The sequence below is a fragment of the Prochlorococcus marinus str. MIT 9312 genome (assembly GCF_000012645.1).
Taxonomy (GTDB): domain Bacteria; phylum Cyanobacteriota; class Cyanobacteriia; order PCC-6307; family Cyanobiaceae; genus Prochlorococcus_A; species Prochlorococcus_A marinus_L.
Genome location: NC_007577.1, coordinates 691021 through 717549, shown reverse-complemented (window position 1 = coordinate 717549; position 26529 = coordinate 691021). Strand labels below are relative to the sequence as shown.

Sequence of the window (26529 nt, the reverse complement as noted above, 5' to 3'; positions counted from 1 at the left end):
ATATGAATAGTAGATTGACTTAATTAAGGCTAACTCAAAGAATGCTTATTATGAGAATTTTCTCTTTAAGACTTTGAAAAACATAATCATATTGAATATTTTTTGAATCAATTAGATTTATAATCCTCTATTAGAAATTTCAAAAACTTTTAAAGCTTCAATTGAGCCTTCATATCTCCAATGCCAGGGTTCATAATCTATATATTTATTATTTTTGTCAAATGATAACCTAAAGTGAAACTTAGCTGCATTCTTTTTTAACCATCTAAAGGCGTCAGTATTTTCGAATTCTGTCTCAAAGTCTGTTTCTCTTTGAGTAGCATCACCAATATCAATTGCGAAACCAGTGCTATGTTCAGAATAACCTGGAGGTGCTGAAACTCTAGCTCTTTCTGCCGCTTCTTGATTTCTAATAGACTTTAAAGAATAAAAGATATCGTTTTGCAAATTTATTGATCTAAAACCACTTAAGAAGACCAAAAATATCCCATCTTTTTTCGCTTCTTCTCTCATCTTTAATAAGGAATCACGCATATCAATGTGAACTTCAACATTGGGCTCAATTAAAACTAGTTTCTCCGTAGGAATTTCAGAATAGGGTAGATGCCCCAAAATTCTATGGTCGTGATTTCTCTCAGCCTGAAAATTAAGATTGCTAAGAGGTCCTAATTCTATATTTCTAATCAATCGTAATGCAGCGATAGATAAAAGAATTAAAAGAAATGGAGAAAATATTAATATTTTTTTTAATAATATTGAGTTAGAATTAGTTAAATAAGTTCTTTTGGCAAGCGGTATATCAAATTGATTTATATCCTTTTTTTGTTCCAATATTTAGAGGGTGAATTTGGAAAACATATTTCGATATTAACTATTATTTTAAGAAATGCACTTTTATAAGCAAAAAAGATGTAGCTTTTATATACAGTATTATTTTTTTTTCGTATGTTGAGGGTAGCTGTTATTGGAGGAGGTCCAAGTGGATCATGTGCTGCAGAAATACTTGCCAAAGCAGGAATAAAAACTTGGCTCTTCGAGAGAAAATTAGATAATGCGAAACCATGTGGAGGAGCTATTCCTCTTTGCATGGTAGAGGAATTTGATTTACCTGAGTCGATTATTGACAGGAAAGTAAGACATATGAGAATGATATCTCCATCAAATAGAGAGGTAGATATTAGTTTGGATAAGGTTTATGGCAAAAGTGATAATGAATTTATAGGAATGTGCAGAAGAGAAGTAATGGATGCTTTCATGAGAAACAGGGCTTCTGATCTAGGAGCTACATTAATAAATGGATTAGTTACTTCGATTGATACAGGGAATAATAACCAAGGTCCATATAAACTTGTATATTCTGATTATTCTTCTGGAGATAAAAAAGGAGAGTTGAAAGAACTTACAGTTGACCTTTTAATTGGGGCAGACGGAGCCAATAGTAGAGTCGCTAAAGCTATGGATGCAGGAGATTATAAAGTAGCTATTGCATTTCAAGAGAGAATAAAGTTACCTAAAGAAGAAATGAGTTACTATGAAGATCTTGCTGAAATGTATGTAGGAACTGACGTATCTCCTGATTTCTATGGGTGGGTATTTCCTAAATATGATCATGTTGCCGTAGGAACAGGGACAATGCAAAAGAATCAATTATTAATAAAGGGACTACAGGAAGGAGTTAGGAATAGAGCAAAAAAAAGACTTGTAAATGGGGAGGTTATCAAAGTAGAAGCACATCCTATTCCTGAGCATCCCAGGCCAAGAAGAGTTGTTGGGAGAATGGCTTTAGTAGGAGATGCTGCTGGTTATGTTACGAAGAGTTCTGGAGAGGGAATATATTTTGCTGCAAAGAGCGGTAGAATGTGTGCAGAAGAAATCGTTGAAGCATCTAAAAATGGAGAAGTTATACCTTCAGAAAATGATTTAAAAAATTACTTAAAAAAATGGGATAAAAAGTATGGAGCGACATATAAGGTACTAGAAATTCTACAAAATATTTTTTATAGGAACGATTCTGCTAGAGAAGCTTTTGTAGAAATGTGTGATGATATGGATGTTCAAAGACTCACTTTTGATAGTTATTTATATAAAAAAGTTGTTGCGATGAAACCAATACAACAAATTAAACTTACGTTGCTTACTCTTGGTTCAATTTTAAGAGGAAAAGCACTTGCTCCATTAAAGTACAAACCTGTTGATAGTGCTGTGAGAGAAGAGAAAGAAGTTGAAACAATGCTTAAAAAGTATTCAATTAAAGGTGGTATTAAGGTTAAGAGTTCAAAAGTGTAAAGTCAGCGATCAGTAGAGAATAATTTCTAATTAGGCTCAATAAGTTAAGTCTATTATTTCTTATTTTTATATCTTCTGACATTACCAGAACACCCTTTTCATTATCAAACAAATCCTCAATAGTATTTTTATTAATCTCGAACAAATTTAGAAGTTTCAAATAATTGCAATAACCAGTTGAAAAGAGTTTTTCTAATTCTCTAATAAATTCAAAAACTTTCAATTCACATTCTTTTTCAAAAATTTTTGTGTTTACATAATCTCCTGTTAAGAAAACATCTGTTGAAAGATTACTGCTATTAGCTAATTTGCTAACCCTAGTAATGACCTTCTGGATTTCAACAAAAGTTTCTTTCTCTTTAAAGTTGACAATAGATTTAATCCTATTTTTTAGATCAACAATATTCAATATTCTTTTTTGATAAAGTTCATCAGAAGAGCAAATAGCCTTTATTAATTCTTTACTTAGCGATATTTCTTCGAGATGACTAACAATTCTTTGAACTAAAAATTCATTTAAATCATTTAAAACTTTATCTTTTGAGAAGTCCAAATTAGGGAATGAGATTTTCCAAAAATCAAAAAGTTCCTTGAATAAATTATCTAAAGGTAAATCAAGTTCATAATCCCAAATTATTTTAATCACTCCATTTAAATTTCTTCTCAAAGCATAAGGATCAGATGATCCACTTGGACGCTTACCGGAAATAAATATACTTATTAAAGTTTCAACCTTATCTGCAATAGAAACTATTGCACCATATTTTGAAGATGGCAAAGCATCTTTATAAAAAGAAGGTAAATAATGTTCAGCTACAGCTAAACAAACATCCTCACTAAATCCTTCATTTTTGAGATATTTACCACCCATTATTCCTTGCAACTCTGGGAATTCGAAAACAATTTCGCTACATAAGTCATTTTTACAATATCTGGCAGCTTCTATTATTTTTTTATCTTCTAAAGACTTATCATTTAAAAATGTAAGGATTTTTTTAGTAACTTCCTGTATTCTCTCTACTCTCTGGAAAATATTTCCCAATCCCTTCAAATAAGAAACAGATTTAAGTTTTTCATTTCTTTCAATTGAAGAAACTTTTTTATCACTTTCTACAAAAAACTTTGCATCTGAGAACCTTGCTCTCAATACTTTCTCATTACCCTTGGCAATATTATTATTTGATTCTTCAAGACCATTTGAAATAACGAAAAAATTTGTACTAATGTTTTTTTCAGAGCTTAAATCTAGTTTTGAGAAAGTATTATTTTTTAACAAAAGAGGCACATATCTCTGATGACTTTTCATTACTGTTGAGAGAACTTCAACAGGAAGATCAAGAAATTCTTCACTAAATTTACCAATAACTAAGTCTGGCCATTCAACTAAATCAGTTAGTTCATTAAGCAATTCTTTAGAAAGGTCAGGTTTCAGATTTAGTAATTTAGAAGCCTGATGTATTAGAGTTTCAATTTGTTCTTGTCTCTCGTGCCGCTTAACTAATACTCTATTTTGTTTCAATAATTCAAAAAAATTATCAGGATTCTGAACTTCAAAAACTTCATTGATTAGTCTATGACTTTTTGATTTATTACTTATTTGAATATTTGGATCACATTCATTAAATGCGAAATCAAGAATATCATCATTATAGATAGAGGTAATCCACCTAATAGGTCTTGAAAACTTAATGTTCCCAGCCCCCCATTTCATAAATCGAGTGCCTTGGAGACTCTTCACTACTTTAGGAATAATTGAAGACAAAGAAATTCTTGTTGATTGTCCCTTCTCAATTTTTTTTCCAAAAACAAATTCACCCTTTTCCGTATTTTTTATTTCTAGATCATCTACATCTATACCTAAACTATTAGCGAATCCTAAAGCAGCATTAGTAGGAGATCCATTTAAAAAAGCTGAATTTGCCTTAGGTCCTTTTCTAACTATCGTCTTATCTTCTCCATAATCGACTAAACCTTCAAGAAGTAGAACTATTCTCCTGGGCGTAGAGGTAACAACAATATTATTGAATTTGATTAACTTTTTATCCAATTCAAATTCTATTAGAGATTTAAATTGCTCTAGAACAGAATGAGAAAATTTTGCGGGCAACTCCTCTGTTCCTATCTCAAGTAAATATTTAGACAAGAAAAAAATATAACTTCTATTACTATAATTTACTACCAGTTAAATAAGCTTTCCGCTAATGTATAAAAAGAGATATGTTTTGGTCCTTTGATCAAGGTTGAGAAAGTAAAAAAGAAAAAAGACTCTGCCAAAGAAGAAACTGTTTGTTTGGCAAATGGATTAGAAGTCTCTAAATTTGAAAATTTTAAAAAAAGCAGTCAATTTCTCAAGGAACCACTTGCCACGGAATTAGTCAATGAAAGTGACCATTTTACTAATGATGCAGTTCAGTTATTGAAATTTCATGGTAGCTATCAACAAGATAATAGGGAGAATAGAAAACCAGGAAAAAGTAAAGATTGGCAAATGATGCTTAGGTTAAGAAGTCCAGGAGGGGAAATTCCAGGGAAATTATTTTTAGCGTTAAATGAATTATCTGACAAACTAGGCAATGGATCACTTCGGGCAACTACAAGGCAAGCCTTTCAAATGCATGGAATTAGAAAGGAGAATCTAAAAGAAGTTATTCAAACAATTGTAAATTCAATGGGCTCAACATTAGCTGCATGTGGAGACATAAATAGAAACGTAATGGCCCCAGCAGCACCAATTGATTCACCGGAATACAATATTGCAAGAGCATTAGCTAAAAAAGTTGCGGACCTTCTCACCCCATTAGCTGGACAAGGTACTTTTTTGGAGCTTTGGGCTGACGGGGATTTAGAATATACCATAAAGCCCGACAAAGATATTGAAGCAATAAGGAGGCTTCAATTTAAAGACAATGTTTTTAGTGGAATTAAAGATGAGCCTCTCTATGGTTCCACTTATTTACCGAGAAAATTCAAATGCGCTGTTACAGTTCCCGGAGATAATTCTGTTGATCTTCTTACTAATGACATTGGAATAGTTGCTTTTACTTCAGAAGAAGGGAAATTAGAGGGGTGCAACTTCTATGTCGGAGGAGGTATGGGACGCACACATAATAATGAAGAAACTTTCGCCAGAATTGCAGATCCGCTTGGATATGTTGAAGAACAAGATATTTATGAATTAATACAATGTATTGTTGCTATTCAAAGAGATTATGGTGATAGAAAGTCAAGAAAAAATTCAAGAATGAAATACCTTATTCACAGAAAAGGTATTAAATGGTTCAAAAAGTTACTTCTAGGAAAGTATTTCAAAAAAGAAATTAAAAAAATCAGAAAAGAACCAAATCAAGTTCTTATTGACTATCTAGGTTGGCATAAACAAAATAAGACCTCTTATTTCGTAGGTTTACCTTTATTATCAGGGAGATTATCCGGAGAAAAGAAGAATACAATTACTAGTATTGTAAAAAAATATAATCTTGATTTAAGACTTACGCCTAATCAAGATATATTACTTTGCAATATCGCTAATAAAAACAAAAGTGAAATTAAAAAAGCTCTTTCAAAAATTGGATACGATAATTTAGAAGACATTAATGAAATACAAAGACATGCGTTAGCATGTCCAGCTTTACCACTTTGTGGTCTTGCAATGACTGAGGCAGAAAGAATCTTACCTGATGTACTTAAAAGGATTGAGAAATTACTCTTAGATCTAAAAATAGAGAAGACGATATTATTTAGGATGACAGGCTGCCCGAATGGATGTACAAGGCCTTACATGGCAGAATTAGCACTTGTAGGTAGTGGGCAAAACAAATACCAATTATGGTTGGGGGGAAGTAAAAATCTACAGAGGCTGGCAAAACCATTCTTACAAAGAATGGAATTAAATGATTTAGAAAAAACTCTTCAACCATTATTTGATCATTGGAAAAGTAGTTCGGATTTGGATTTCGGAGATTTTATAAATAAGCAAGAAGAAAGTTCTATTTTGAATTTAATAAATGAAATTCATTAGAATTTATATTTTTCCATAAAGGGCATTTGCTTTTTTATTTTTCCAAGCCCATAATTGATCACCATAACTAAAATGCCACCATTCATTAGGATGTTGAGCAAATCCAAATTTAGTCATAATTTCCCTTAATAAATTTCTTCTACTATTCCAAATAATTGCATCTTCATTCTTTATGTTTTCATAAAAATCAGGCTTTGAAGTCTCATCCATTTGATCAACTTTGCTTCCCATTTCTACAAGATTTCCGTCTTCATCAGATAAACAAACATCCAATGCTCCACCAGTTGAATGAGGTGGAGGGAACCTAGAGTCATAAGAAGGATATGCCCAAAATTTTTCAACTCTTTTTAAAATAGATGGATAAGATTTCATATTTTGTAAGGAAGCCTCAATATCCGAATTTTTACACTCTAATAAAAATGCTCTTTTAAACATGAATTCTTGGACTTCTAAAGGTCGCCAACTGTCATAAATTAAAATATAAACTCTATTCTTTGATATCAAATAATCATTTACTTTTACTAATCTATTTACAACCTCCTCTCTTAATTTCCAAATAGATGTTTTATCTTTGTAAGGTGCTCCTAAATTAAAGTAAGGGTGTGGATCTAAAAATTTTAAGTAGCTAGGTATAGCTATTAATTTATCTCCATTATCTTTAATTGGTATTTTATTCCAAATTTTCAATTGAAATTTGCAATTGATTTATATTGGCATATATATAAGAAATTACAATGATAGTATTCAATTCAAGAAATCATGAATGAATTTATTATCAGAATTATCAATTAGTATATTTCTTAAAACAATATTTTCATTTAAATCAGGATCATTACTAACAACCTTAATAGCCTCTTCACGAGCTTTTTCAATAAGAAATTTATTGTTTGGTAAATTGTCCAAGACAAAATCAGGCAATCCAGATTGTTTGTATCCTAAAATCTGGCCTGGGCCTCTAAGCTCCAAATCTTTTTCGGCAATATAAAAGCCATCATTAGATTTTTGCAAAACACATAATCGCTTGTTTTCTAATCCATTTTTGTCGGAAGTTACCAGATAACAAAAAGATTTAGTTGATCCCCTACCAACTCTCCCCCTTAATTGATGTAGCTGAGACAATCCAAATCTTTCAGAATTATAAATAATCATAATTGTGGCATTAGGCACATCAATTCCAACCTCAATCACAGTAGTTGAAACCAATATATTTATTTCATTTTTTAAAAAAGAATTTATCACTTCATTCTTTTCTTGTGAATTTAATTTGCCATGCAATAAACCAACTCTATTATTAAAGAAAACCTCTTCTGATAAATGTTTAAATGTTTTCCTTGCAGAACTTAAATTCATTTTTTCTGAATCTTCTATTAATGGCAAAATCACATAAGCTTGCCTTCCCTTATTGATCTCATCCTCAACAATCTTAAACAAGTTAGTTAAATCATCTTCTGAAATTATTTTTGTAGTTATAGGAACTCTCCCAGGAGGAAGTTCTGTAATTTGACTAACATCTAAATCACCATAAATGGATAATGCAAGAGTTCTTGGAATTGGGGTTGCTGTCATTGATAACAAGTTAGTATTTTCTCCTTTATTAAGTAATCTATTTCTTTGAGTAACTCCAAACCTATGCTGTTCATCAATTACTACCATCGCTAATGAATTAAAGATGACTTTATCTTCAAATAATGCATGAGTACCTACTAATATATCAACTAATCCATTCTTCAAATTCGAGAGAATTTCCTTTCTCCTTTTTTGAGGAGTATTCCCAGTAAGAAGTTCAACAGAGACTAAAAGTGGGTTCAAATATTTTAATAAATTTTTATAATGTTGTTCTGCTAATACCTCTGTTGGAACCATAAAAGCACCTTGCAGGTTTTTTTCAATGACAATTAAAAGAGATGCTATTGCAATTATAGTTTTACCGCTTCCCACATCTCCCTGAAGTAATCTAGACATTGGTACGGGATTAGATAAATCTTTCTTAATTTCATTTAAAACATTGACCTGAGATTTTGTTAATTCAAAAGGGAAATTATTTAAAAAATCTTTTAGTAAAGATTTCTTTTGAGGCAATTGTTTGGCAATTACATGTTTATTCGTCTGTCTTTTTCTAAGTAAGAACTTTATTTGCAATAGGAACAACTCATCAAAAACCAAACGTTTTTTTGACTCAATAAGTGCCTGTTGAGTTGGCGGTAAATGAATATTAATCAAAGATTCACCCTTAGATAATAAAGATAATGAATCAAGTTGCTTTTGGTTTAAAATTTCTGGATATTGCTTTGCATAGATTAGTACACTTTTCATGAGTTTTATAAAACTAATATTTGATAACGCTTCAGCTAATGAATATAAGGGTAATATTTTTCCTGAGAAATTAAAATTATCATTATTATCCTTAAGAATTTCTATCTGCGGATCTACAAAAGTTTTGCCATATTCTGTTAATTTAACCTTACCGGAAATTGCCAATTTAGTCCCAGTAGTATACAAAGATTTTTGAGATGAGAAGAAGGAATAAGATCTAAATCTTCTTCCTAAAAGAAATTTTGTAACTTTTATTGAAGACGTTTCATCAGAAACCACAAAGTTCATTATTGATAAATTACTATTCTTTGTACTCTTATGAATATAAAATCTTTTAATATTTACTATGCAAGTATATAAATTATCTGGTTTTAAATTTATAATTTTGACTCTATTCGTATAGTCTAAATATGTTCGAGGGAAATAATTAATTAGATCTTTTATATGAAAAATACCTAATTCATTAAGCTTATTTTTATAAACTTTGCCAACACTTTTTATTAATGAAATATCTGAATCAAGAGACAAACTTGAATCGGTTTTTTTCAAAATAACCGTATTAGAAATATTATTAGAACTTTCTATTTCTAGACTTTTACCAAGTTTATAAAGACTTTTTCTTGTATCTATAATTAGTCTTTTCCTTTGATTAATATCTAATTGATTATATTCATTATATTTTTTAGAAAATTCATTAAATATTCTCAAATATTCTTCTGAGAGATTTAGATTATCTAGTCTTGTCAACGATTCATACAAATAATCATTAAAATATTTTTTTCTTCCTAAAATATTGATATATTTACCTTCCGTTTCAATAGTAAGAGACTTCTGAAGAGGTCTTATCCAATCCTTAATTAATTTAATATTATTCCCGCTACTAGTCACATCTGAAAAAAGAGTTATTTTTTCAACGTATCTTATTCAAAGTTATTTCTTTTTGCCTCCAGTATGTCTCTTTTTTAATCAAACGCTGTAATTGATTTTTTAGCTCATTTATTTTATTCCTTTGGATAGAAAGATTTAAATTTTTAAATTCCAACTCTACAGTAGATATATTAAAGAAAATAATATTTGGAAGATTCTCGCCTTTTAATGATGACTGATTTATATTGAATTCGAAATTAATAACAAAAGGGTGTGGATTTTTTATCATCAATCTTTTGCCTACTAAGTACTCAAAGGAATCTTGAGATATAATCTTTTTTATTAAATTGGCCTTAAATAACTCTAGATTAATCTTGTATGAAAGATTCAATAGTAAATTTCCCAATGACTTGTCAATTAAATCGAAGTTTTTAAGACTCTGGTGTTTGGGATAAATATCCATTTGATTGATATGGTAGTTTTCACAATGTCTTGGGTTTTCACCCTTAACTTCTTCTATTAATTCGAGTAGGGAGGAAATAAATTTTTTTTCTAATCCTATATTTTCAAAAATATTATTATTAGATAAATAATTAATATGTTCAGTCTGATCTAAATCAATTGATTCGTATTTCTCATGATTTTCAACTTGATAATATTCAGAAGTATTAGAAATATCTTCACTAATCTCGAACTGCATAGGTTCTTCGAATTGAAAACCATCTTCATATTGTAATTTTTCCTTTTGGTCATAATTTGTTTTGGGGAGCCTTTCCAAACTATTAAAATTAATTTCTTTATTTATGTTTCTTTCAATTTTATTTATTTTTAATTGTTCTATTGTTATTAAGGGTAATTTCGTATAAATGAGTTTACTGATTTTTTCTTCAAAAAGACAAACAAGTTCATTTGCATTTAAGATATTATGTTTAATTGATGAATAACTATATAATTCGTTAATACCTTTTTCTACAGAACTGTATAGTAGATTTCTTACAAGCTTAAGATAAAGTTCATATTCCCTGTAGATATAGCAAACTAATTTGCTTTTTTTTCTATCTGCTCTCTCTAATTGAGAAGTAATTTTATTTTTTTCTACGCAATTTGTTAAATTATTCAAGTAACTAGTTTGATTTCATTGATGCTACTTCTTCAGCAAAGTCCATCTGATTTTTTTCTATACCTTCACCCAATGTATATCTTGTAAAGCGTCTTACTTTGATATTTTCTCCAATTTTTGCGGCTGCTTGTTTAACAAGATCCTCAACAGTAAGTGAACTATCTTTGATATAAGGTTGTGAAAGCAAAACCAACTCATTAAGTCTTTTCGCTATTCTCCCTTCAACTATTTTTTCTTTAATTTGTTCTGGTTTCCCTGACAAATCATCTCTACCCATTTCAATCTGCTTTTCTTTCTCAACAACATCTTCTGGAATTTCATCAATTGATACATACTCGACATTCGGGCAGGCTGCTACTTGCATTGAAACATCCTTTAATAGAGATTGAAATATATCACCTCTAGCAACAAAATCAGTTTCACAATTTAACTCTAGCAGAACTCCGACTCTTGATCCTGTGTGAATATAACTACCAATAGATCCTTCAGCTGCTATTCTTCCTGATTTCTTTTCTGCACTAGCTATGCCTTTCTTTCTTAACCATTCCAAAGCTTTATCTACATTTCCGTCAGTTTCGTTAAGTGCTTTCTTGCAATCCATCATTCCTGCGCCAGTCTTATCTCTAAGATCTTTTACAAGTTTTGCTGTAATGTTTCCCATTGAAGTAATAAAAAAAGAGTAATTAGTAAGTTTTAAATTAGAATTTAATTTTTTTCGTTATTAGAAGCCTTCCTGCCTTCATTAATAGCATCTGCAAGCCTTCCTAAAATAAGTTGAACAGATCTAACTGCATCATCGTTACATGGAATGGGAACTTCACACAAATCTGGATCACAGTTTGTATCCAACATTGAGACTAGTGAAATATCTAATTTTCTAGCTTCTAGAACTGCATTAGTTTCTCTTCTCTGATCCACCAAAACCACAACATCTGGCAATCTTCTCATGCCCTTTAGTCCACCCAAGTATTTTTGTAATCTTTCAAGTTCTCTCCTTAAAACTGCAGCTTCTTTTTTAGGCCTCATTGCTATTGAACCACTACTTTCCATTCTTTCTAGATCCTTCAATCTTTCAATCCTAGCTTTCATAGTTGTCCAATTAGTCAACATACCTCCAAGCCATCTCTGATTTACATATGCAGCACCGCATCGAGTAGCTTCCTGGGCAACCACATCTGATGCTTGTTTTTTTGTCCCAACAAATAGAAAACGTTTACCACCTTTCGCTGCGTTCCTTGTCCATTTATATGCATTGTTCATACATAATGCTGTTTTCACAAGATCAATAATATGTACTCCATTTCTCGCACAATATATGTACTTAGACATTTTGGGATTCCAACGTCTAGTTTGATGCCCAAAATGAGCACCAGCTTCCATCATTTCAGATAGTGATACAACAGCCATAATTTAAAAGGTTTCGGGTTAGCCTCCATCTGACTGGGAATTTATATTAATAAATCACCCGAAACTATCAGATGTGTGGTTTTAATTTTAATAATTGTAGCAAGTGATGTGTATTTCTAAAAGTTTTTTATTTTGATTTAGTTAACTGTTTTATATAAATCATATTTAGAGGGATCCTAAGTATCTCAAGTGCGAGTCTATTTCTTCTTACATTTACAAGAAATCTTAATAAAGGAAGGATTCTATCAACATTGATTAGTCCTCCCAAGCAAAGAATCTGCCAAAGTAAATTATGAAGGGGAGTTAATTGAATCATAAATCTAACCCTTAAATTTGGATGTTTTTTATAAAAGACTAAAGCCATTTTTGCCCTTTCTTTTTCCTGAGCTATTAATGATTCTATTTGTTCGCAATTAAATGGTGGGTGCCAATGAAAACCTACAGCATTTGGACATTTAATTAACTTTGTTCCTATTTTTTTTAATCTTTCTCCTAGTTCTAAATCTTCCCAACCGTAAAGACTAAAAGAAGTATCAAATAAGCCAACGCTTAAAATCAATTCTTTTGATATCGCAACATTCCCAGTTGCGAAGTAAGCAAAAGAAGTATCCATTATTTTATATTTTTCACTCTGAGGATTTAGAAAATTAGATGTATTGACCACCGAGCCATAGGTAAAACATTTTTTATTATTTTTTCTCCAAGAGACAAGTAATTTATTTACATGACAAGTTATAAAATTTTCTAAAACAATAAGATCACTATCAATAAATATAATAATTTCATATTTCGATTTAATTATGCCAAGATTTCTTCCAAGTGCTGGTCCACCATGTTCTTGTTGAAATAGAACCACGTGTGGGAGATAAGCTTTATTGTTATTTATCCAAGAGCTTGTTCCGTCAGTAGATCCATCATCAACTACTATAATTTCATAATTACTAATATTTGCATTTAATTTCTGATTCTCAAGTGCAACAAGACATTTCTCTAGTATAGGTTTTCTATTGTAAGTCGGTATAACAATACTTACATTCATAATCACTCTTCAAATATACATTTTAATTAAGGAACCCAAGAAAATAAAAATAAGAGATGTTTCCTAATCAGCTGCCCCACCATTATTTGCTGTACCTGTAACGTTTCCACCATCAGGTCTTCCGTCAGTTCTTAATTTCCTTTTTTTGAACTTTCTAGCATATGCACGGTTACGTTCCTGCTTTTCTTTTTTAAGATTCCTTCTCTTTGACATGAAATTTTTAACTTTTAACTATATTAGCTCACTATGAGCACTAAATATTTTACCATCTTCCATATTTAATATCCTATCCGCCATATCAGAAATTCTTGGATCGTGAGTCACCATAAGTACAGAACAATTTTGCTCTTTCGCTAATTTTCTTAATAGGGTTACTATTTCCCTTCCTGTGACGCTATCTAAAGCAGAAGTCGGCTCATCAGCTAGTAAAAGTTTTGGGTTAGCAGATAAAGCTCGGGCAATTGCTACTCTCTGTTTCTGACCACCTGATAAGTCATTGGGAAACTTTTTATGATGATCTTCTAATCCTACTGCTGACAACCAATTTCGTGCTATTTCACGTCTTTGCAAATATGTTAAACCTTTTATTAAATCGGCACCCATTTGAACATTTTGTTCAGCTGTTAAACATCTCAGCAGATTATGACCTTGAAAAATCATGCCAATACTTCTTCTGAGAATCTCACAGGTCTTTCTTGATGCTCCATTTAACTGATTATTTAATACAGTTAAATCCCCACTTTGACAGGTTCTTAAAGCACCAATTAAGGTTAAGAGAGTCGTTTTACCACATCCGGAAGGTCCTTTTAAAAGGACTAACTCTCCTTTATCAATATTTAAATTAACATCATTAAGAACTTGTTTTTTATTTTCATTTTTCCCATAAAAGTGACTCAAATTATTTATTGAAACTGTTTTTAAGTTGTCTATATTTTTTTTTAATTTATTAGCTTTAGACATTTAATATTAGAAAATTTCGGCAGGATCGGCATCAACTAATTTACGCATAGCAATACCAGCAGACCCCATACACATAACTAAAACTAATACAAAAATTAAAATCGTTTTATCTGCATCCATTATTATTGGCAGTTTAGTGGAGTTCCTTATAACTAAGTAAAGGATTTTACCAGAGAAATAAGCTGGTAAATAACCAAACAATGCCAACAAAAAACCCTCTCTAGCTACTACAAAGAAGAGAGACTTAAGTCTATACCCCATAGCCAATAAAGTGGCGTACTCTGGGAGGTGGTCTGTAACGTCACTATAAAGGATTTGATAAACAACAACGCATCCTACAACGAAACCCATCAAAGCTCCCAAACTAAATATAAAACCTATTGCAGTACTATTTTTCCAATAATTCTTCTCAAATTCTATAAATTCATTTTTTGTCAGAACTTTAACATCATTAGGTAGTGAGTTGTTTAGAATTTTTGAAATCAATTTAGGATCAGAACCTTTTTTAAGCTTTACTAAACCAATTTCTATACTTCCAGGAGGATTTGCAGGAAAAAGTCTTAAAAATGTTTCTCGGCTAGTTATCAAATTACCGTCTGCACCGAAAGATGGTCCCAACTCCACAAGACCTTCAACAATTACTCTTTTCCCTGCAACTTCAGTTTCAACTTTTTGATCTGATAAAAACCATTCTTCAATTGGTCCAAATTCAGGTCTAGAAAGTTTGTCAAAAAGAACTCTCGATGGATTTCTCAATTTATAAGCTTTCCTTGAGAATCCATCATCTAAAAGAAGTGAATCAGTGGGATTGAAACCTAATGCGAGTATCGATCTAGTTTTTAGATTTTCAGGATTTCTCCAAAGTAAATAATTTAGATTTACAGGAGCAGTTTTTTCAACATCTTCTACAGCAAGAGTTTGAATCAACCTTCTTTTTGGGAAGCCACTCATACTTATAGAACTTTTTGATCTGGGACTTATTAAAACTAAATCAGCATCTAAAAGTTTATGAATAGTTACGCTCGTATCAAATAAGCCATCTCTGAAACCTAATTGCATAAACATCAAAATTCCTGCAAAACTTATTCCTGCAATAGCAACTACCAACCTTAATGGTTGCCTAGTTAATAACAACCAAGCTAATGGAATTTTTCTATATTTAAAAATAGAAAAACTCATTAGGGAATAAATTTTGCAATCACTTTCATTCCTGCATAATTTTGCACAATATCTATAGAATCTTGATCTAGTTTGACGAGTACCTCGATAATTCGCGAATCAGCATCTCCTGTTGGATCGGTAGATAAAACTTTTCTTTGTTTTACCTGAGGGCTTATCCTAATTACCTTACCTTTAAGATTCTTTTGGAAGCCTCCATTCTCACTACTCAATTCAACATTCTGAGAGATAAAGACTCTATCGATATCAGATTCATAAACCTCTATTAAAGCTTCCATCTTTTGACTAGAACCAATATCTAAGATCCCTTCATTTTTAGGTCTCTCACCAACTCTGGTATTTATACCAAGTATAAATCCATCAATTGGGCTCCTTAGTTTTGAATTAAACAAATCTATCTTGATATTTTTTTTATCTCCGATTAAATTTATTTTTTGTTTTTGCAACTTTAATAATTCATCTTTTCTCTGCGACAACTGTACAAAAGAATATGCATCTTTGCTCAAAGCCAACTCATACCTTTGAATTTGATCTTTCTTTAAGACAATTTCGTCGTTAACAGTATTAATCAGATTTTTATTCCTTTCAAGATCAGAAATTAACTTTTCTCTGTTTTCAAAAATAGCGAGTATATCACCTTTTTTTACAAAATCTCCCTCTTTTACTAAGATTTCAATTATTCGAGGGGACGAGCCAAACTGACTTATCGGAGCTGCTAATTGTCTAATCTCTCCCGAAGGAGAAAGTTGACCTAATGCTGCAACAGCTGTAATAGGTTGTATAAATTCTGCAGTTATTTCCTCTTTTAATTTGGAATTAGATTTATTATTGCTAGAGCAGGAAATAACTCCAAGAGATAATGGTGTGAATAACAAAAAATAAATAAAAAAATTTTTAAATGTTTTTAATTTCATTAAAAATCAAAGAGTACTGTTTTTATATAATTATTGACCCATTTTTCATCAAAATATTTTAAAAGAACCATACTAGTCTTTTCATTTTTCATTTGTTGCACGCAATAATTCTTTTGATAATTTTTTCTCTCTTTAATAATTTCCTCCTTAAACTCTGGTTTAGCTTCTTTACTTAATTTGATCAAAATAGAGAGGTATTCATCCACAACTTTGCAAAAATCATTTTCCTCAGATTTACTTTTTAAAGAAGCAAAAAATACATTTTCAGAAAAAATCTCACCCCATTTAGGAATCTCTCTCAATGAGGTGAAGGAACTTTTATCAACTTTAGAAAGAAATTTTTCATATTTCACACCTTGATTTTGAGATGCCGGCGATAAATCAACAATGGCAGCCGAAACGATATCATTTATTTTTACTAAATCCATTCCGAAAATTGGGATATCAAACTTTGGATCAGGGAAAAAAACGCAATGCAAAATTTTAAGATTCTTTGAAAATTCTGCAACTTCAATATGCAGTTTTCTAAATCCTCTTGCTTTATGAAATTCGTTTTCTATATAAAGTTCTCTGCCTATTTCGTTGGATATTATATTAGAAAGTTCTGGATCAACTTTAATACTCTTAAGGTCCTCAAGCATAGATCTATGCTCTCTAATATTTTGCAACAATTCCAAAATTAGAGGGTCTGTTAATTTAGTTTTAGTTAAAGATTCAGACAACAAGAGTAAAAAGTACCAAAATAGAGTTTAAAGAGAGAATTTAAATGAATGTAGGAGAGGTTAACTACTATACCCATTCAAGCAAAACTAGATGTGTATTTGTGGATAATAAAGAATTACCGCTTGTAAGCATTGATATTTGGTGCAAAGCAGGTTCTTCATTTGAGGAAGTTGATAAAAATGGCACTGCTCATTTTCTAGAGCATATGATTTTTAAAGGATCTAACAACATAATGCCAGGTGAATTTGATCATAAAATTGAATCACTTGGCGGATTAAGCAATGCCTCAACAGGTTATGATGATGTACATTACCATGTCCTCATTCCACCAAATAACTTTAGAGAATCACTTGCTCTTTTGACAAATATTGTCGTTTCTCCAAATTTTAATCCTGATGAGTTTATAAAAGAAAAAGGGGTGGTCATTGATGAAATCAAACAACAGAATGATCAGCCCGAAGAAAAATTATTTAATTACTTTTTGAAAAGGGTTTGGATAAGTTCTGATTATGCCAATTCTATTCTCGGAACTGAAAATAGTATTAGAAAATTGGAGATAAATGACCTTGAAAAATTTCATAGAAAACATTATACATCCGAAAAAATTTGCATGGCAATTGCCGGGAATCTCTCTGGAGAAATATATAAAATTTTTGAAAACAGTGATCTATCTGGGATAAAGAAAAATCCAAAGAATAAAGATCCAAATTTACTAAATCTTGAAAATAAACCTTTTTTAAAAATTAGGAATGGTAGAGAGTTAATTAATTTTGATAATTTAGAGTTTTCAAGAATATTTATGGCATGGTTTATCCCAAACCTCAATGATCAAAAAACGATTATTGGATTAGAGATATTAGCATCAGTACTCTCTGTAGGAAGAAACAGCAGGTTAGTAAAATTTTTAAAAGAGGACAATAATCTTGTTGAATCAGTATATGTAGATGTAAATGCTGGTGAATTAGGTGGATTATTTATCTTGGAAGCAACTTGTGAACCCAAAGATATTTATTTAGTAGAAAACGAGATTCTTAAAATAATAGATGAAATCTCAGATTCTAAAGCTTTGACTTTGGATGAAATAAAAAAAGCCATAAATATAGTCAAAAGCAATTATGTTTTTAATCTAGAGACATCTTCACAGCTTTCTGCATTCTTTGGGAATGAACTTCTTTGGGGGAGAAAATCTTCGATCAATAATTTAAAAGGTCATTTAAAGTATTGGAAGGATTTGGGGAATTTTAAAGAGATCATAAATTATATTCATGGAGATAAATTCACCTTAATAGTATCCCCTAGTAAATGTTAAAAAGATATTTTTTAAATCATAAACAAAGAAATTTTTCTACTGCTTCAATTTGGATTAAAGGGGGTAGTGATATGGATAGTGTTAGCAAAAAAGGTATTAACAAGATCCTTTGTTCATTACTTACCCGCGGATGTGAAGGTTTTGATAATTACTTTCTATCTGAGTATATTGAATCCTATGGAGCAGAATTAAGTCAAGAAGTATTTGAAGATGGAATTTCAATAAGCATTAAATCCCTAAATGAACATTTCAGTAAATTATTTCCTTTATTAGATTTAATTATTAATAAGCCAATTCTCTCAGAAATTGAATTTCAAAAAGTAAAAAAGTCCTCTATTGATCTCATTAAAAAAGATAAAGAGAATCCATTCAATATTTGTTTTGAAAAATGGAGAAAACTAGTTTACAAAAGTCATCCTTACGCCTTCAATACAATTGGCAATGCAAATGATATCTCAAAAATTACCTATAAAGATGTTCTATTTGAGTTTAAAAATTTCAAAAGTAGAGAAAAATATTTAATTTCAAATAATTCAGAAATAATTGGAGAAAACTTACCAACATTAGAAAAAAAAATTCTAAAAGAAAAATCAGTACATTTAAATTACGATGTAAATCCTATAAATAGATTTGATTACAAAAATAATGATTCAAATCAAACAATCATAATGATAGGGAACCAAACTTGTTCGCGTAGAAGTAATGAATACTTGCCACTTAAAGTTTTGGAATCATATTTATCTTATGGAATGAGCGCTGCTTTATTTAAACTTTTTAGAGAAAAAAATGGAATCACTTATGATCTAGGTGTTTATTATCCTGTTAGGAATGGCAATGCACCATTTTTAATTTACTTATCAGTATCAAATAAAAATGCCGTTTTTGCTTTTGAACTTTTATCATCACTATGGAAAAATTTACTTTTAGACCGGTTGATTGATGATGAAATATTTTTAGCTAAAGAAAAATTAAAAGGTTCTTTTCTTTTGGGAAATCAATCTCTAGATGAAATTTTACAAAGAAAGATTCAGTTAATTAGTTATGGAATTTCACCTATTTCAGAAATTGATTTAAATTCAAAAATAGACGAAATATCTTCATTAGATATTATTAAATTGACTAATAAATATTTTTCGAAACCTTTCTTAAGTCTATCTGGGAATAAAAAAATTTGTTTAGAAATTAAAACTAGTTGGATCAAAAACTTTTAGTTTAGACTCTCTCAATCCTATCAATTTCTATCAGAAAGGATCCTCTTCTAAACTTTACTTCCACAGTATCTAGAGATTTTATTGATATGATTTCTCCAATTTCTTCAATTGCGACTAAATCAGGAGGTCTTAGCATTGGCATATTATCTGACGTCTTTAAGTAGGATACTGGTGCAATCAACTTAACCTTATCTTTAATCTCAAATTTCATCTATTAAACGGATATAGTCAAGAATAATATAAGCATAAAGTTAGAGAAAATATCAACGAAATGTCCTGATTCATTCTAGAATCTAAGAATCAACCCCAATCAAATTAATGAATCAGAAACTTAAAACAATAATTTTATGGGCCTTACCTATACTTTTAATAATTGCTCTTTCTTATCAATTTTTATCCTCTAGCAATGTTGATTCACTCAAATCAAATGGGACCACTATTGCGCCAAGAAACTCTGCAGTAGCAAGAGTTAGTTATGGTAGATTCTTAGACTATATAAATTCAGGAAAGGTTACATCAGTTGATATTTTTGAAGGTGGTAGAAATGCAGTTATAGAGACAATCGATTCGGATTTAGATAATAAAGTTCAAAGGTTGCGTGTAGATCTTCCTGGCTTAACACCAGAACTTATAAACAATTTAAAAAATGAAGGAATTAGTTTTGATGTACATCCTGTAAAAACTGCCCCACCTGCATTAGGAATTTTGGGTAATTTGCTTTTCCCAGCCATCTTAATTGGAGGTTTAATTTTATTAGCCCGGAGATCAAATGGTATGCCAGGGGGTCCTGGCCAAGCAATGCAATTTGGAAAGACAAAGGCCAGGTTTGCAATGGAAGCTGAAACAGGAGTTGTTTTTGACGATGTAGCAGGAGTTAATGAAGCTAAACAGGATTTACAAGAAGTTGTAACTTTTCTAAAAAAACCAGAGAAATTTACTTCTGTTGGAGCAAGAATCCCTAAAGGAGTTTTATTGGTGGGCCCACCTGGAACAGGAAAAACCCTTTTAGCAAAAGCGATTGCCGGAGAAGCAGGAGTGCCATTCTTCTCATTATCAGGTTCTGAATTTGTTGAGATGTTTGTTGGTGTCGGCGCAAGTAGAGTAAGAGACCTTTTTAAAAGAGCTAAAGAAAATAGTCCTTGTTTAATTTTTATTGATGAAATTGATGCTGTAGGAAGACAAAGAGGTGCTGGTATTGGAGGAGGTAACGATGAGAGGGAACAAACTCTCAATCAATTGCTCACTGAAATGGACGGATTCGAAGGGAATAGTGGAATAATAATAATTGCAGCTACTAACAGACCTGATGTTTTAGATTCAGCTCTAATGAGACCAGGTAGATTTGATAGACAGGTGACTGTAGACGCGCCTGATATTAAAGGAAGATTATCAATTCTTGAAGTTCATGCGAGGAATAAGAAACTTCAAGAAGATTTAACACTAGAAAGCATAGCAAGAAGGACTCCAGGTTTTACTGGAGCTGATCTAGCAAATCTACTAAATGAGGCAGCAATCCTAACTGCAAGGAGAAGGAAAGATTCTATAAGTATTTCAGAAATCGATGACTCTGTAGATAGAATTGTTGCAGGTATGGAGGGTTCTCCTTTAACAGATGGAAGGAGTAAAAGATTAATTGCCTACCATGAAGTTGGTCATGCTCTTATTGGCTCACTAGTAAAAGCTCATGATCCTGTTCAAAAAGTAACTGTCATTCCAAGGGGTCAAGCCAAGGGATTAACTTGGTTCACTCCTGATGATGAACAAACCCTTGTCAGCAGAGCTCAGCTAAAAGCAAGAATAATGGGCGCACTAGGTGGAAGAGCCGCCGAGGATGTTGTTTTTGGAAAAGGTGAAATTACAACAGGTGCAGGAGGTGATTTTCAACAGGTTGCTTCTATGGCACGACAAATGGTAACTAGATTTGGAATGAGTAATTTAGGCCCAATAGCTTTGGAGGGTGGCAACCAAGAAGTTTTTGTTGGTAGAGATCTAATGACTAGAAGTGAAGTTTCAGATTCTATCTCCAAACAAATTGATGAAAGTGTAAGAGTAATGGTTAAAGAATGTTATAAAGAAACTTATTCTATAGTCAGTAAAAATAGAGAAGCTATGGATAGAATTGTAGATTTACTAATAGAGAAAGAAACGTTAGATGGTGAGGAATTTACTAGAATTCTATCTGAATTCACTACCATTCCTGAGAAAGAGAGAACACCTCAATTATTAAATTAAACTTTAACAGGTTTCTTATCTAATACTAGATCTATTAACCCATACTCCACAGCCTCACTCGGAGACATATAAAAATCTCTATCAGTATCCTCTTTAATAGTTTCATAATCTTTACCAGTTCTTTCTGATAATTCAGTATTAAGACGTTCCTTTAAAAACAGAATTTCATCTGCCTGAATTCTTATGTCACTGGCTTGGCCTCTGGCCCCTCCAAGTGGTTGATGAATCATTATTCTTGAATGTCTAAGGCTGCTTCTTTTGCCTTTAGTACCTGCCGCCAACAAAAAAGCACCCATACTAGCCGCCAACCCCACGCAAACTGTGTGAATATCTGGCTTAACATGTTGCATTGTGTCAAAGATGCCTAGCCCATCATAGACGGATCCTCCTGGGGAATTTATATACATATAGATATCTTTGTCTGGATCCTCTGCTTCAAGGAATAATAATTGAGCAACAATTCTATTAGCAGTTTCACTAGTAACTTGTTCTCCCAAAAAGATTATTCTCTCTCTTAATAATCTTGAATAGATATCAAAGACTCTTTCACTACCGCCAGATTCTTCTAAAACTAATGGGATCATAATAATATTTATTTGTTTATTAGATATTAACGATATTGAGTCAACATACGCTAACCTTATTAAGGTTTACATATAAAAAATTGAAAGCAAAATTGACTGTTTCAGATAGCAAAAAGTTATTTCATGAAGAATTTCCATACGTTATTCCAGGCTTATATAAAAGAATAGTTGATGAAATTCTTGTCGAACTAAATCTTTTAAATCATCAAAATGAATTTAAACAAGATTATCTCTTTTGTATAGGTCTCACCGAAACATTCAAAGAATTAACGAAAGGATACAAGCCTGAAAAACATTTGGATCTACTTTTTGAATCTTTATGCATTTCTACAAATTTTGAAGCGAAAGAAATTAAGGAAATCTCCAAAATATCTCAAAAAGAATTTAGTGATAAGTCTTCAAAAGATATATTGAAATTATTAAAAGAAAAAAGCAATTCCAAACTTTATCCTTCAAGGATATTGAACTTAGGGATATATATATTAATTTCAAATTCTCAAGATTTCAAAGAAAACAATGATATTGAAAAAAATAAAATGATTTCTGATATTTTTGAGAAGTTAAGCTTATCTCGCAATAAAGCAGAAAAAGATATTGGAATTTACAAAAGCAGCATATCAAAAATGGAACAAGCAAAAGAGTTAATTCAAGAACAAAGAATAAAGGATAAGAAAAAAACGCTATAAAATTAGTAACTATTTTTTCATTCTTTTTTTATCTTTCCAAGAGACATAAGAGATATAAATTACGGCGAATGTTATGAATATAAGTAAAACAAACGATGTTAAAATAAGAAATTTATTTAAATAGATTTCATAAGTTAAAAATGAAATCATATGTCAATGGAGCCGTCACCATTTCTTCCCCAAACAACCATTGCAATGGAAAAAGTAAAAATTGCAGCTAATGCAGCCCATCCTATTTGAAAGATCATTTGATTTAAATTACTTTTCTAAATATAACAGAACTTCAAAAATTTTTAATCATTTCTAAGATAAAGTTAATTTCTCAGAAACAAAATTTTCTAAATAGAATATAGAAAAATTGAAATTGGGAAGGTTAGTATTAAATCATAGTACAAATATCGAAGGTCTAATTCCCATACTGCAAAAGTTAGCCCTTAACATAAATATCAAAACAATAACTCCTGCTGTTATATCAAGAGTAAGAGGAAGATCTTCTAAATTGATAATTAGATTGTCTGTGAAAACTATAAACGGATATAAAGCGATCGCAAGAAAGGGTAAAACAGCCCAAGAAGTTTTTATTTCTACAGACTTAAGTAAAGATGAATTAAAAAAAATTATAGATACCTATAATATTGAGTAATTTAATAAAGAGAATTAGAATTTAAGAGAAAGAAAGACAATGAAATTAGCCTTAAATTTATCTTTAGTATTATTTGCATTATTAATATTTAATAATAAATCATTCTCACTAACTAATTACCAGATAAATCAAATTTGCAAAAAGGGAAAAAGAGTATCAACTTGTAGAAAAAATTTGCAAAAGAAAAGATACAATCTCCAAAAAGGCAATCTAATTGAAATACCAGTTATACCTTATAAAAGGTAATTAGTAATTAAATTTCGAATTCTGATTCGAAAATATTAAAAGCATTTTTATAGTTTGTGAAAAGTTCTTCTGAGTTATCATGAAAACCTTGTAGTTCATAATCTTGTTTTAATTCATCATATAAATACACAACTCCTTTAAAAGCACTCATATATTCCTTTTGAATATCTTCATCATCTATATCATAGATTTTGGCCAAAACTAATTCGACATTTTTTTTTGATGAATATATTTTCTTCTCAAAATCTTTATTTAACTTCCTTCTTTTTTTTGCCATTAAAATTTTTTTAAATACAAATTAACAATACTCAAATTCATAGATAAATTAAATTAAAACTTATAAAATAAAAATATAGTTTCCAAATCAAAATAAAACCTCTATATTCCATATAAATTATTCGATGATATGAATAAAAAAGAAACAAGTAATCCAAAAGAACCTAGAAAACCAAATTATGAAGCCAAGAAAATGAATACTTCCGAAAACTCAAAGAAAAAGAGAAATAAAGATCTTCCATGGTGGGTAGAGTTGTTATTTGTTCAAATAGGTTTGCCAGATAAATTACTAATAAAAATATTAAAAACCCAAAAAAAGGCTAAAGAATTATTTAAAAATGATAAAAAGACATTAATAACATTTTTGTTTGTTATTAGTACATTGTCATATTTTTATCCAGTTATTAAACATGCAAAAAACAAATTAGATTGTGAAGCAATTGCCAAAAATTATATTATTAATAATAAAAAAATCATCGGATTTAATAAAAAGGAAATAAAAATGTTATCTACAAATTTTTGTTATGGTGGTGAAGAAATCTATGAAATTGAAAATTTATAAAATTAAATTTTCAATTATTCTCTATGAAATAACCTTCAAAATATTATGATAGTAATTTAAAGTTTTATTAAGTTTAAAATTTATTCCCATGACTGATATAAGAGAAAAGAAAGAAAATGTAAAAATGCATTTAAAAAATCTAAGGCAAAACTTAAAAAAAATGCATTTAGAAGTTACTGAAGAATTAATATTACCGCGTCCAGATGATGTAAAAAATTTGATGACTAAAATGGATGAACTTTTAAAATTAATAGAATCAAAATAAACTATAATATTAATACTTTGGAATCATAAAAAGACTTGAAAAATGAAAAGAATAAAACAATTTTCACAAATACTTCTAATTACAATTTTCTTAAGTTCTTGTAGGTCATCAATCAATAAAGAATATCCCATAAATAATTTGCAAGAAAATATAAATGACATTAGCAATTCAGAAAAGAAAAGAATGGAAATAAAGTTTTCCTGCGGAGAGGATGGAATTTCAGAATACTTAGATGATGGATGGATTATCTTAAAAGAAGATTCTCAAGAAAAAATTTGTACCTGGAAATCAGTTCCTGCCACAAGAGATTGCGATATGGAAAAAGATAAGGGTTGCAAAATTACAAAGCCAGATAAAATTGGTGCCGAGAAAATATATTTATTAGAAAAGTAACTTTATTTTATGTTTCCAAAATCAGAATATTTAGTTAATTTAATTTTTAAGAAATTTAAAAAATACAAAGCTAAAGAAATATTTTTAGAAAAAGAAGAATTGAATAAATTTATTTCTTCACTTTTAAAAGAATACTGAATTAAAAAGGTAATTTAATGAAAACTGTTATAGTTGAAATTAAGTTTTAGTTATACTTATGTATGATTTTTCTTCGTTAACTATTTTTTTAATAATTGCATTTATTATGAGCCTTTATTTTTTATTTAAGGTTACTTCTAATACCCATAACTAAAAGATATTTTTAAAATCATTTTAGATAATAGGGTCTTCTCTAATTAGTAACACTGTATGCTTGTTTAAACCATCATTAATCCATTCCTTGTATTCTTCCAAAATGCACTTCTTATCGGAATTATCTAGTAGATTCATTCTTTTTCTTGCATTATCTAAAGCGTATTTAATACAGTATTCATAATCTTTAGAATTTTCTTGCATTACTTTTTTTTTTAATATTAGTAAAAAAAATATCCTAATCTGTATTTTAAGTAACAATAATAAGCTTTCATTTGATAAGAGTATCAAGCAATACGGAACAATTTTTTATATATTTGTGATAATTATATTTTTTATGATCTCATGTCATACGAAGCAGGTAGCAAAGAATGTAGACATTTGATAGAAGCTAAGGAAAGTCTTCTATCAGCAATGGATGCTTTAAGCAATATAAATTCAACCGACCTAATACAAATCCAAATCAAAGAAATTTACAAAAAATTAGAGCAGATGCACGATAATCGCAAAAAAATAGAATCAGCTACTAATTATTTATAATTTATTCAAATGAATTAAAAGTCTCAAAATTGGCTTTTTATCTTCCTTACTTTTTTTTCTGATAATAAATCCAATAAAGCATCGAGTTGTGCATGCACTTCCTTCGCATCGTTCACATCTGGCAACAAATCATCTTTGATAAGCATCTGATGCATTTCTCTAAGCTCTAACCTTATATATCTAAGGTGAGAACATACTTCCTCTCTCTTAGTCGCACTCATATTTGCTTATTATTCATTTCATTATACAATATTGTCTTTTATGATTCTTAAATAAAGAAGCTAAATAAAAAAATTATTTGAGAATCAATAACACATCAAAATCTTTTGAAATTGCTATGTAGTAATATATTTTTATGAAAAAGAAAAAATCAAAAAAAATTCAAACTAAAACAAATATAAAAAATCAAGAATTAGGTCAAACAAAAAATTCTGCAAAATTAATACTTTTTATCTTTGGAATAGG

General features: G+C 30.2%; 30 protein-coding genes. 11 read left to right on the top strand and 19 right to left on the bottom strand.

From position 1 onward, the window contains the following. Positions 1-117: 117 nt before the first annotated feature. Positions 118-831 carry a M15 family metallopeptidase gene (locus PMT9312_RS03945; RefSeq protein ID WP_011376324.1) on the bottom strand — a complete coding sequence of 238 codons (714 nt, stop codon included), beginning with the start codon at positions 829-831 and terminating at the stop codon, positions 118-120. 114 nt (positions 832-945) lie between these two features. On the opposite strand from PMT9312_RS03945, the gene chlP reads away from it, so the two are divergent. Continuing rightward, on the top strand, positions 946-2286 hold the full coding sequence (gene chlP, locus PMT9312_RS03940) for a geranylgeranyl reductase (protein ID WP_011376323.1): 1341 nt from the start codon (positions 946-948) through the stop codon (positions 2284-2286). Here chlP and glyS read toward each other — a convergent pair. Then, entirely contained in the window at positions 2267-4429 is a 2163-nt protein-coding gene (gene glyS / locus PMT9312_RS03935; RefSeq protein ID WP_011376322.1) for a glycine--tRNA ligase subunit beta, read from the bottom strand. The genes chlP and glyS overlap by 20 nt on opposite strands. A gap of 87 nt (positions 4430-4516) precedes the next feature. Between glyS and PMT9312_RS03930 the strand changes: the two genes are divergently transcribed. Continuing rightward, the gene (locus tag PMT9312_RS03930; RefSeq protein ID WP_011376321.1) at positions 4517-6304 is read left to right on the top strand and encodes an NADPH-dependent assimilatory sulfite reductase hemoprotein subunit; all 1788 of its coding nucleotides are present in this window, start codon (positions 4517-4519) and stop codon (positions 6302-6304) included. A 3-nt stretch (positions 6305-6307) separates the two neighbouring features. Here the strand turns inward: PMT9312_RS03930 and PMT9312_RS03925 are convergent, their stop codons facing one another. The 11 genes from PMT9312_RS03925 to PMT9312_RS03880 form a co-directional block, all read right to left on the bottom strand. After that, positions 6308-6991, bottom strand: coding sequence for a M15 family metallopeptidase (locus PMT9312_RS03925; RefSeq protein ID WP_011376320.1), 684 nt, complete (start codon positions 6989-6991; stop codon positions 6308-6310). 57 nt (positions 6992-7048) lie between these two features. Further along, on the bottom strand, positions 7049-9505 hold the full coding sequence (gene recG / locus PMT9312_RS03920) for an ATP-dependent DNA helicase RecG (RefSeq protein WP_011376319.1): 2457 nt from the start codon (positions 9503-9505) through the stop codon (positions 7049-7051). A gap of 22 nt (positions 9506-9527) precedes the next feature. Continuing rightward, complete coding sequence (locus PMT9312_RS03915) at positions 9528-10604, bottom strand: hypothetical protein (protein WP_011376318.1); 1077 nt, start codon at positions 10602-10604, stop codon at positions 9528-9530. Between the two features lie 4 nt (positions 10605-10608). Then, positions 10609-11265: a translation elongation factor Ts gene (tsf, locus tag PMT9312_RS03910; protein WP_011376317.1), complete on the bottom strand. Its 657-nt coding sequence runs from the start codon at positions 11263-11265 to the stop codon at positions 10609-10611. A gap of 44 nt (positions 11266-11309) precedes the next feature. Further along, positions 11310-12011: a 30S ribosomal protein S2 gene (gene rpsB / locus PMT9312_RS03905; RefSeq protein ID WP_011376316.1), complete on the bottom strand. Its 702-nt coding sequence runs from the start codon at positions 12009-12011 to the stop codon at positions 11310-11312. A gap of 127 nt (positions 12012-12138) precedes the next feature. Continuing rightward, positions 12139-13050: a glycosyltransferase family 2 protein gene (locus tag PMT9312_RS03900; RefSeq protein WP_011376315.1), complete on the bottom strand. Its 912-nt coding sequence runs from the start codon at positions 13048-13050 to the stop codon at positions 12139-12141. A 63-nt stretch (positions 13051-13113) separates the two neighbouring features. Continuing rightward, positions 13114-13263 carry a hypothetical protein gene (locus PMT9312_RS09575; protein WP_011376314.1) on the bottom strand — a complete coding sequence of 50 codons (150 nt, stop codon included), beginning with the start codon at positions 13261-13263 and terminating at the stop codon, positions 13114-13116. A gap of 18 nt (positions 13264-13281) precedes the next feature. After that, positions 13282-14010 (bottom strand): DevA family ABC transporter ATP-binding protein, encoded by a 729-nt coding sequence (locus tag PMT9312_RS03895; RefSeq protein ID WP_011376313.1) that lies wholly within the window; start codon positions 14008-14010, stop codon positions 13282-13284. A gap of 6 nt (positions 14011-14016) precedes the next feature. Beyond that, positions 14017-15189, bottom strand: a complete 1173-nt coding sequence (devC, locus tag PMT9312_RS03890; RefSeq protein ID WP_011376312.1) for an ABC transporter permease DevC — start codon at positions 15187-15189, stop codon at positions 14017-14019. Further along, the gene (locus PMT9312_RS03885; RefSeq protein WP_011376311.1) at positions 15189-16103 is read right to left on the bottom strand and encodes an HlyD family efflux transporter periplasmic adaptor subunit; all 915 of its coding nucleotides are present in this window, start codon (positions 16101-16103) and stop codon (positions 15189-15191) included. The genes devC and PMT9312_RS03885 overlap by 1 nt, the downstream gene beginning before the upstream one ends. Continuing rightward, positions 16103-16828, bottom strand: coding sequence for a phycocyanobilin:ferredoxin oxidoreductase (locus PMT9312_RS03880; RefSeq protein WP_011376310.1), 726 nt, complete (start codon positions 16826-16828; stop codon positions 16103-16105). Before PMT9312_RS03880 ends, PMT9312_RS03885 begins: the two co-directional genes overlap by 1 nt. 41 nt (positions 16829-16869) lie before the next feature. Here PMT9312_RS03880 and PMT9312_RS03875 point away from each other — a divergent pair, with 41 nt between their 5' ends. Further along, positions 16870-18135 (top strand): M16 family metallopeptidase, encoded by a 1266-nt coding sequence (locus PMT9312_RS03875; protein ID WP_011376309.1) that lies wholly within the window; start codon positions 16870-16872, stop codon positions 18133-18135. Then, positions 18129-19346, top strand: a complete 1218-nt coding sequence (locus PMT9312_RS03870) for a M16 family metallopeptidase (protein WP_011376308.1) — start codon at positions 18129-18131, stop codon at positions 19344-19346. The genes PMT9312_RS03875 and PMT9312_RS03870 overlap by 7 nt, the downstream gene beginning before the upstream one ends. Before the next feature lies 1 nt (position 19347). Here the strand turns inward: PMT9312_RS03870 and PMT9312_RS03865 are convergent, their stop codons facing one another. Then, positions 19348-19557, bottom strand: a complete 210-nt coding sequence (locus tag PMT9312_RS03865; protein ID WP_011376307.1) for an NAD(P)H dehydrogenase assembly family protein — start codon at positions 19555-19557, stop codon at positions 19348-19350. A gap of 107 nt (positions 19558-19664) precedes the next feature. Here PMT9312_RS03865 and ftsH point away from each other — a divergent pair, with 107 nt between their 5' ends. Beyond that, a complete protein-coding gene (gene ftsH / locus PMT9312_RS03860) occupies positions 19665-21578 on the top strand; it encodes an ATP-dependent zinc metalloprotease FtsH (RefSeq protein ID WP_011376306.1) in 1914 nt (637 codons plus the stop codon). On the opposite strand, the gene clpP is transcribed toward ftsH, so the two are convergent. Further along, positions 21575-22165, bottom strand: coding sequence for an ATP-dependent Clp endopeptidase proteolytic subunit ClpP (gene clpP / locus PMT9312_RS03855; RefSeq protein ID WP_263891553.1), 591 nt, complete (start codon positions 22163-22165; stop codon positions 21575-21577). The two genes, ftsH and clpP, sit on opposite strands and share 4 nt — an antisense overlap. A 32-nt stretch (positions 22166-22197) precedes the next feature. Here clpP and psb29 point away from each other — a divergent pair, with 32 nt between their 5' ends. Then, the gene (psb29, locus tag PMT9312_RS03850) at positions 22198-22848 is read left to right on the top strand and encodes a photosystem II biogenesis protein Psp29 (protein ID WP_011376304.1); all 651 of its coding nucleotides are present in this window, start codon (positions 22198-22200) and stop codon (positions 22846-22848) included. 146 nt (positions 22849-22994) lie between these two features. Here psb29 and petN read toward each other — a convergent pair whose 3' ends face one another. Beyond that, the gene (petN, locus tag PMT9312_RS03845) at positions 22995-23096 is read right to left on the bottom strand and encodes a cytochrome b6-f complex subunit PetN (protein ID WP_011376303.1); all 102 of its coding nucleotides are present in this window, start codon (positions 23094-23096) and stop codon (positions 22995-22997) included. Positions 23097-23212: 116 nt separating this feature from the next. Here petN and PMT9312_RS03840 point away from each other — a divergent pair, with 116 nt between their 5' ends. Further along, entirely contained in the window at positions 23213-23491 is a 279-nt protein-coding gene (locus PMT9312_RS03840) for a DUF2103 domain-containing protein (protein ID WP_036924638.1), read from the top strand. A gap of 253 nt (positions 23492-23744) precedes the next feature. On the opposite strand, the gene PMT9312_RS03830 is transcribed toward PMT9312_RS03840, so the two are convergent. Then, positions 23745-24014, bottom strand: a complete 270-nt coding sequence (locus PMT9312_RS03830) for a hypothetical protein (RefSeq protein WP_011376301.1) — start codon at positions 24012-24014, stop codon at positions 23745-23747. 129 nt (positions 24015-24143) lie between these two features. Here PMT9312_RS03830 and PMT9312_RS03825 point away from each other — a divergent pair, with 129 nt between their 5' ends. From PMT9312_RS03825 to PMT9312_RS03820, 3 genes are all read left to right on the top strand, one after another. Further along, positions 24144-24575 (top strand): hypothetical protein, encoded by a 432-nt coding sequence (locus tag PMT9312_RS03825; protein WP_011376300.1) that lies wholly within the window; start codon positions 24144-24146, stop codon positions 24573-24575. Positions 24576-24663: 88 nt separating this feature from the next. Continuing rightward, positions 24664-24840: a hypothetical protein gene (locus PMT9312_RS09730; protein WP_011376299.1), complete on the top strand. Its 177-nt coding sequence runs from the start codon at positions 24664-24666 to the stop codon at positions 24838-24840. Between the two features lie 42 nt (positions 24841-24882). Beyond that, positions 24883-25233: a hypothetical protein gene (locus PMT9312_RS03820; protein WP_011376298.1), complete on the top strand. Its 351-nt coding sequence runs from the start codon at positions 24883-24885 to the stop codon at positions 25231-25233. 312 nt (positions 25234-25545) lie between these two features. Here the strand turns inward: PMT9312_RS03820 and PMT9312_RS03815 are convergent, their stop codons facing one another. Next, a complete protein-coding gene (locus tag PMT9312_RS03815; protein WP_036924563.1) occupies positions 25546-25728 on the bottom strand; it encodes a hypothetical protein in 183 nt (60 codons plus the stop codon). A 141-nt stretch (positions 25729-25869) separates the two neighbouring features. Between PMT9312_RS03815 and PMT9312_RS03810 the strand changes: the two genes are divergently transcribed. Then, entirely contained in the window at positions 25870-26064 is a 195-nt protein-coding gene (locus PMT9312_RS03810; protein WP_011376296.1) for a hypothetical protein, read from the top strand. Between the two features lie 23 nt (positions 26065-26087). Here PMT9312_RS03810 and PMT9312_RS03805 read toward each other — a convergent pair whose 3' ends face one another. Further along, entirely contained in the window at positions 26088-26285 is a 198-nt protein-coding gene (locus PMT9312_RS03805; RefSeq protein ID WP_011376295.1) for a hypothetical protein, read from the bottom strand. Positions 26286-26529: the final 244 nt, after the last annotated feature.

Excerpts from the sequence above, each read along its gene's own strand:
- PMT9312_RS03825 (WP_011376300.1), top strand. The coding sequence starts at position 24,144 with ATGAATAAAAAAGAAACAAGTAATCCAAAAGAACCTAGAAAACCAAAT.
- PMT9312_RS09575 (WP_011376314.1), bottom strand. The coding sequence starts at position 13,263 with ATGTCAAAGAGAAGGAATCTTAAAAAAGAAAAGCAGGAACGTAACCGT.
- PMT9312_RS03830 (WP_011376301.1), bottom strand. The coding sequence starts at position 24,014 with ATGGCAAAAAAAAGAAGGAAGTTAAATAAAGATTTTGAGAAGAAAATA.
- PMT9312_RS09730 (WP_011376299.1), top strand. The coding sequence starts at position 24,664 with ATGACTGATATAAGAGAAAAGAAAGAAAATGTAAAAATGCATTTAAAA.
- PMT9312_RS03810 (WP_011376296.1), top strand. The coding sequence starts at position 25,870 with ATGTCATACGAAGCAGGTAGCAAAGAATGTAGACATTTGATAGAAGCT.
- PMT9312_RS03865 (WP_011376307.1), bottom strand. The coding sequence starts at position 19,557 with ATGAAATTTGAGATTAAAGATAAGGTTAAGTTGATTGCACCAGTATCC.
- devC (WP_011376312.1), bottom strand. The coding sequence starts at position 15,189 with ATGAGTTTTTCTATTTTTAAATATAGAAAAATTCCATTAGCTTGGTTG.
- PMT9312_RS03900 (WP_011376315.1), bottom strand. The coding sequence starts at position 13,050 with ATGAATGTAAGTATTGTTATACCGACTTACAATAGAAAACCTATACTA.
- chlP (WP_011376323.1), top strand. The coding sequence starts at position 946 with ATGTTGAGGGTAGCTGTTATTGGAGGAGGTCCAAGTGGATCATGTGCT.
- PMT9312_RS03815 (WP_036924563.1), bottom strand. The coding sequence starts at position 25,728 with ATGCAAGAAAATTCTAAAGATTATGAATACTGTATTAAATACGCTTTA.
- PMT9312_RS03805 (WP_011376295.1), bottom strand. The coding sequence starts at position 26,285 with ATGAGTGCGACTAAGAGAGAGGAAGTATGTTCTCACCTTAGATATATA.
- petN (WP_011376303.1), bottom strand. The coding sequence starts at position 23,096 with ATGATCTTTCAAATAGGATGGGCTGCATTAGCTGCAATTTTTACTTTT.
- ftsH (WP_011376306.1), top strand. The coding sequence starts at position 19,665 with ATGAATCAGAAACTTAAAACAATAATTTTATGGGCCTTACCTATACTT.
- PMT9312_RS03885 (WP_011376311.1), bottom strand. The coding sequence starts at position 16,103 with ATGAAATTAAAAACATTTAAAAATTTTTTTATTTATTTTTTGTTATTC.
- PMT9312_RS03870 (WP_011376308.1), top strand. The coding sequence starts at position 18,129 with ATGTTAAAAAGATATTTTTTAAATCATAAACAAAGAAATTTTTCTACT.
- rpsB (WP_011376316.1), bottom strand. The coding sequence starts at position 12,011 with ATGGCTGTTGTATCACTATCTGAAATGATGGAAGCTGGTGCTCATTTT.
- tsf (WP_011376317.1), bottom strand. The coding sequence starts at position 11,265 with ATGGGAAACATTACAGCAAAACTTGTAAAAGATCTTAGAGATAAGACT.
- PMT9312_RS03820 (WP_011376298.1), top strand. The coding sequence starts at position 24,883 with ATGAAAAGAATAAAACAATTTTCACAAATACTTCTAATTACAATTTTC.
- PMT9312_RS03875 (WP_011376309.1), top strand. The coding sequence starts at position 16,870 with ATGAATGTAGGAGAGGTTAACTACTATACCCATTCAAGCAAAACTAGA.
- PMT9312_RS03895 (WP_011376313.1), bottom strand. The coding sequence starts at position 14,010 with ATGTCTAAAGCTAATAAATTAAAAAAAAATATAGACAACTTAAAAACA.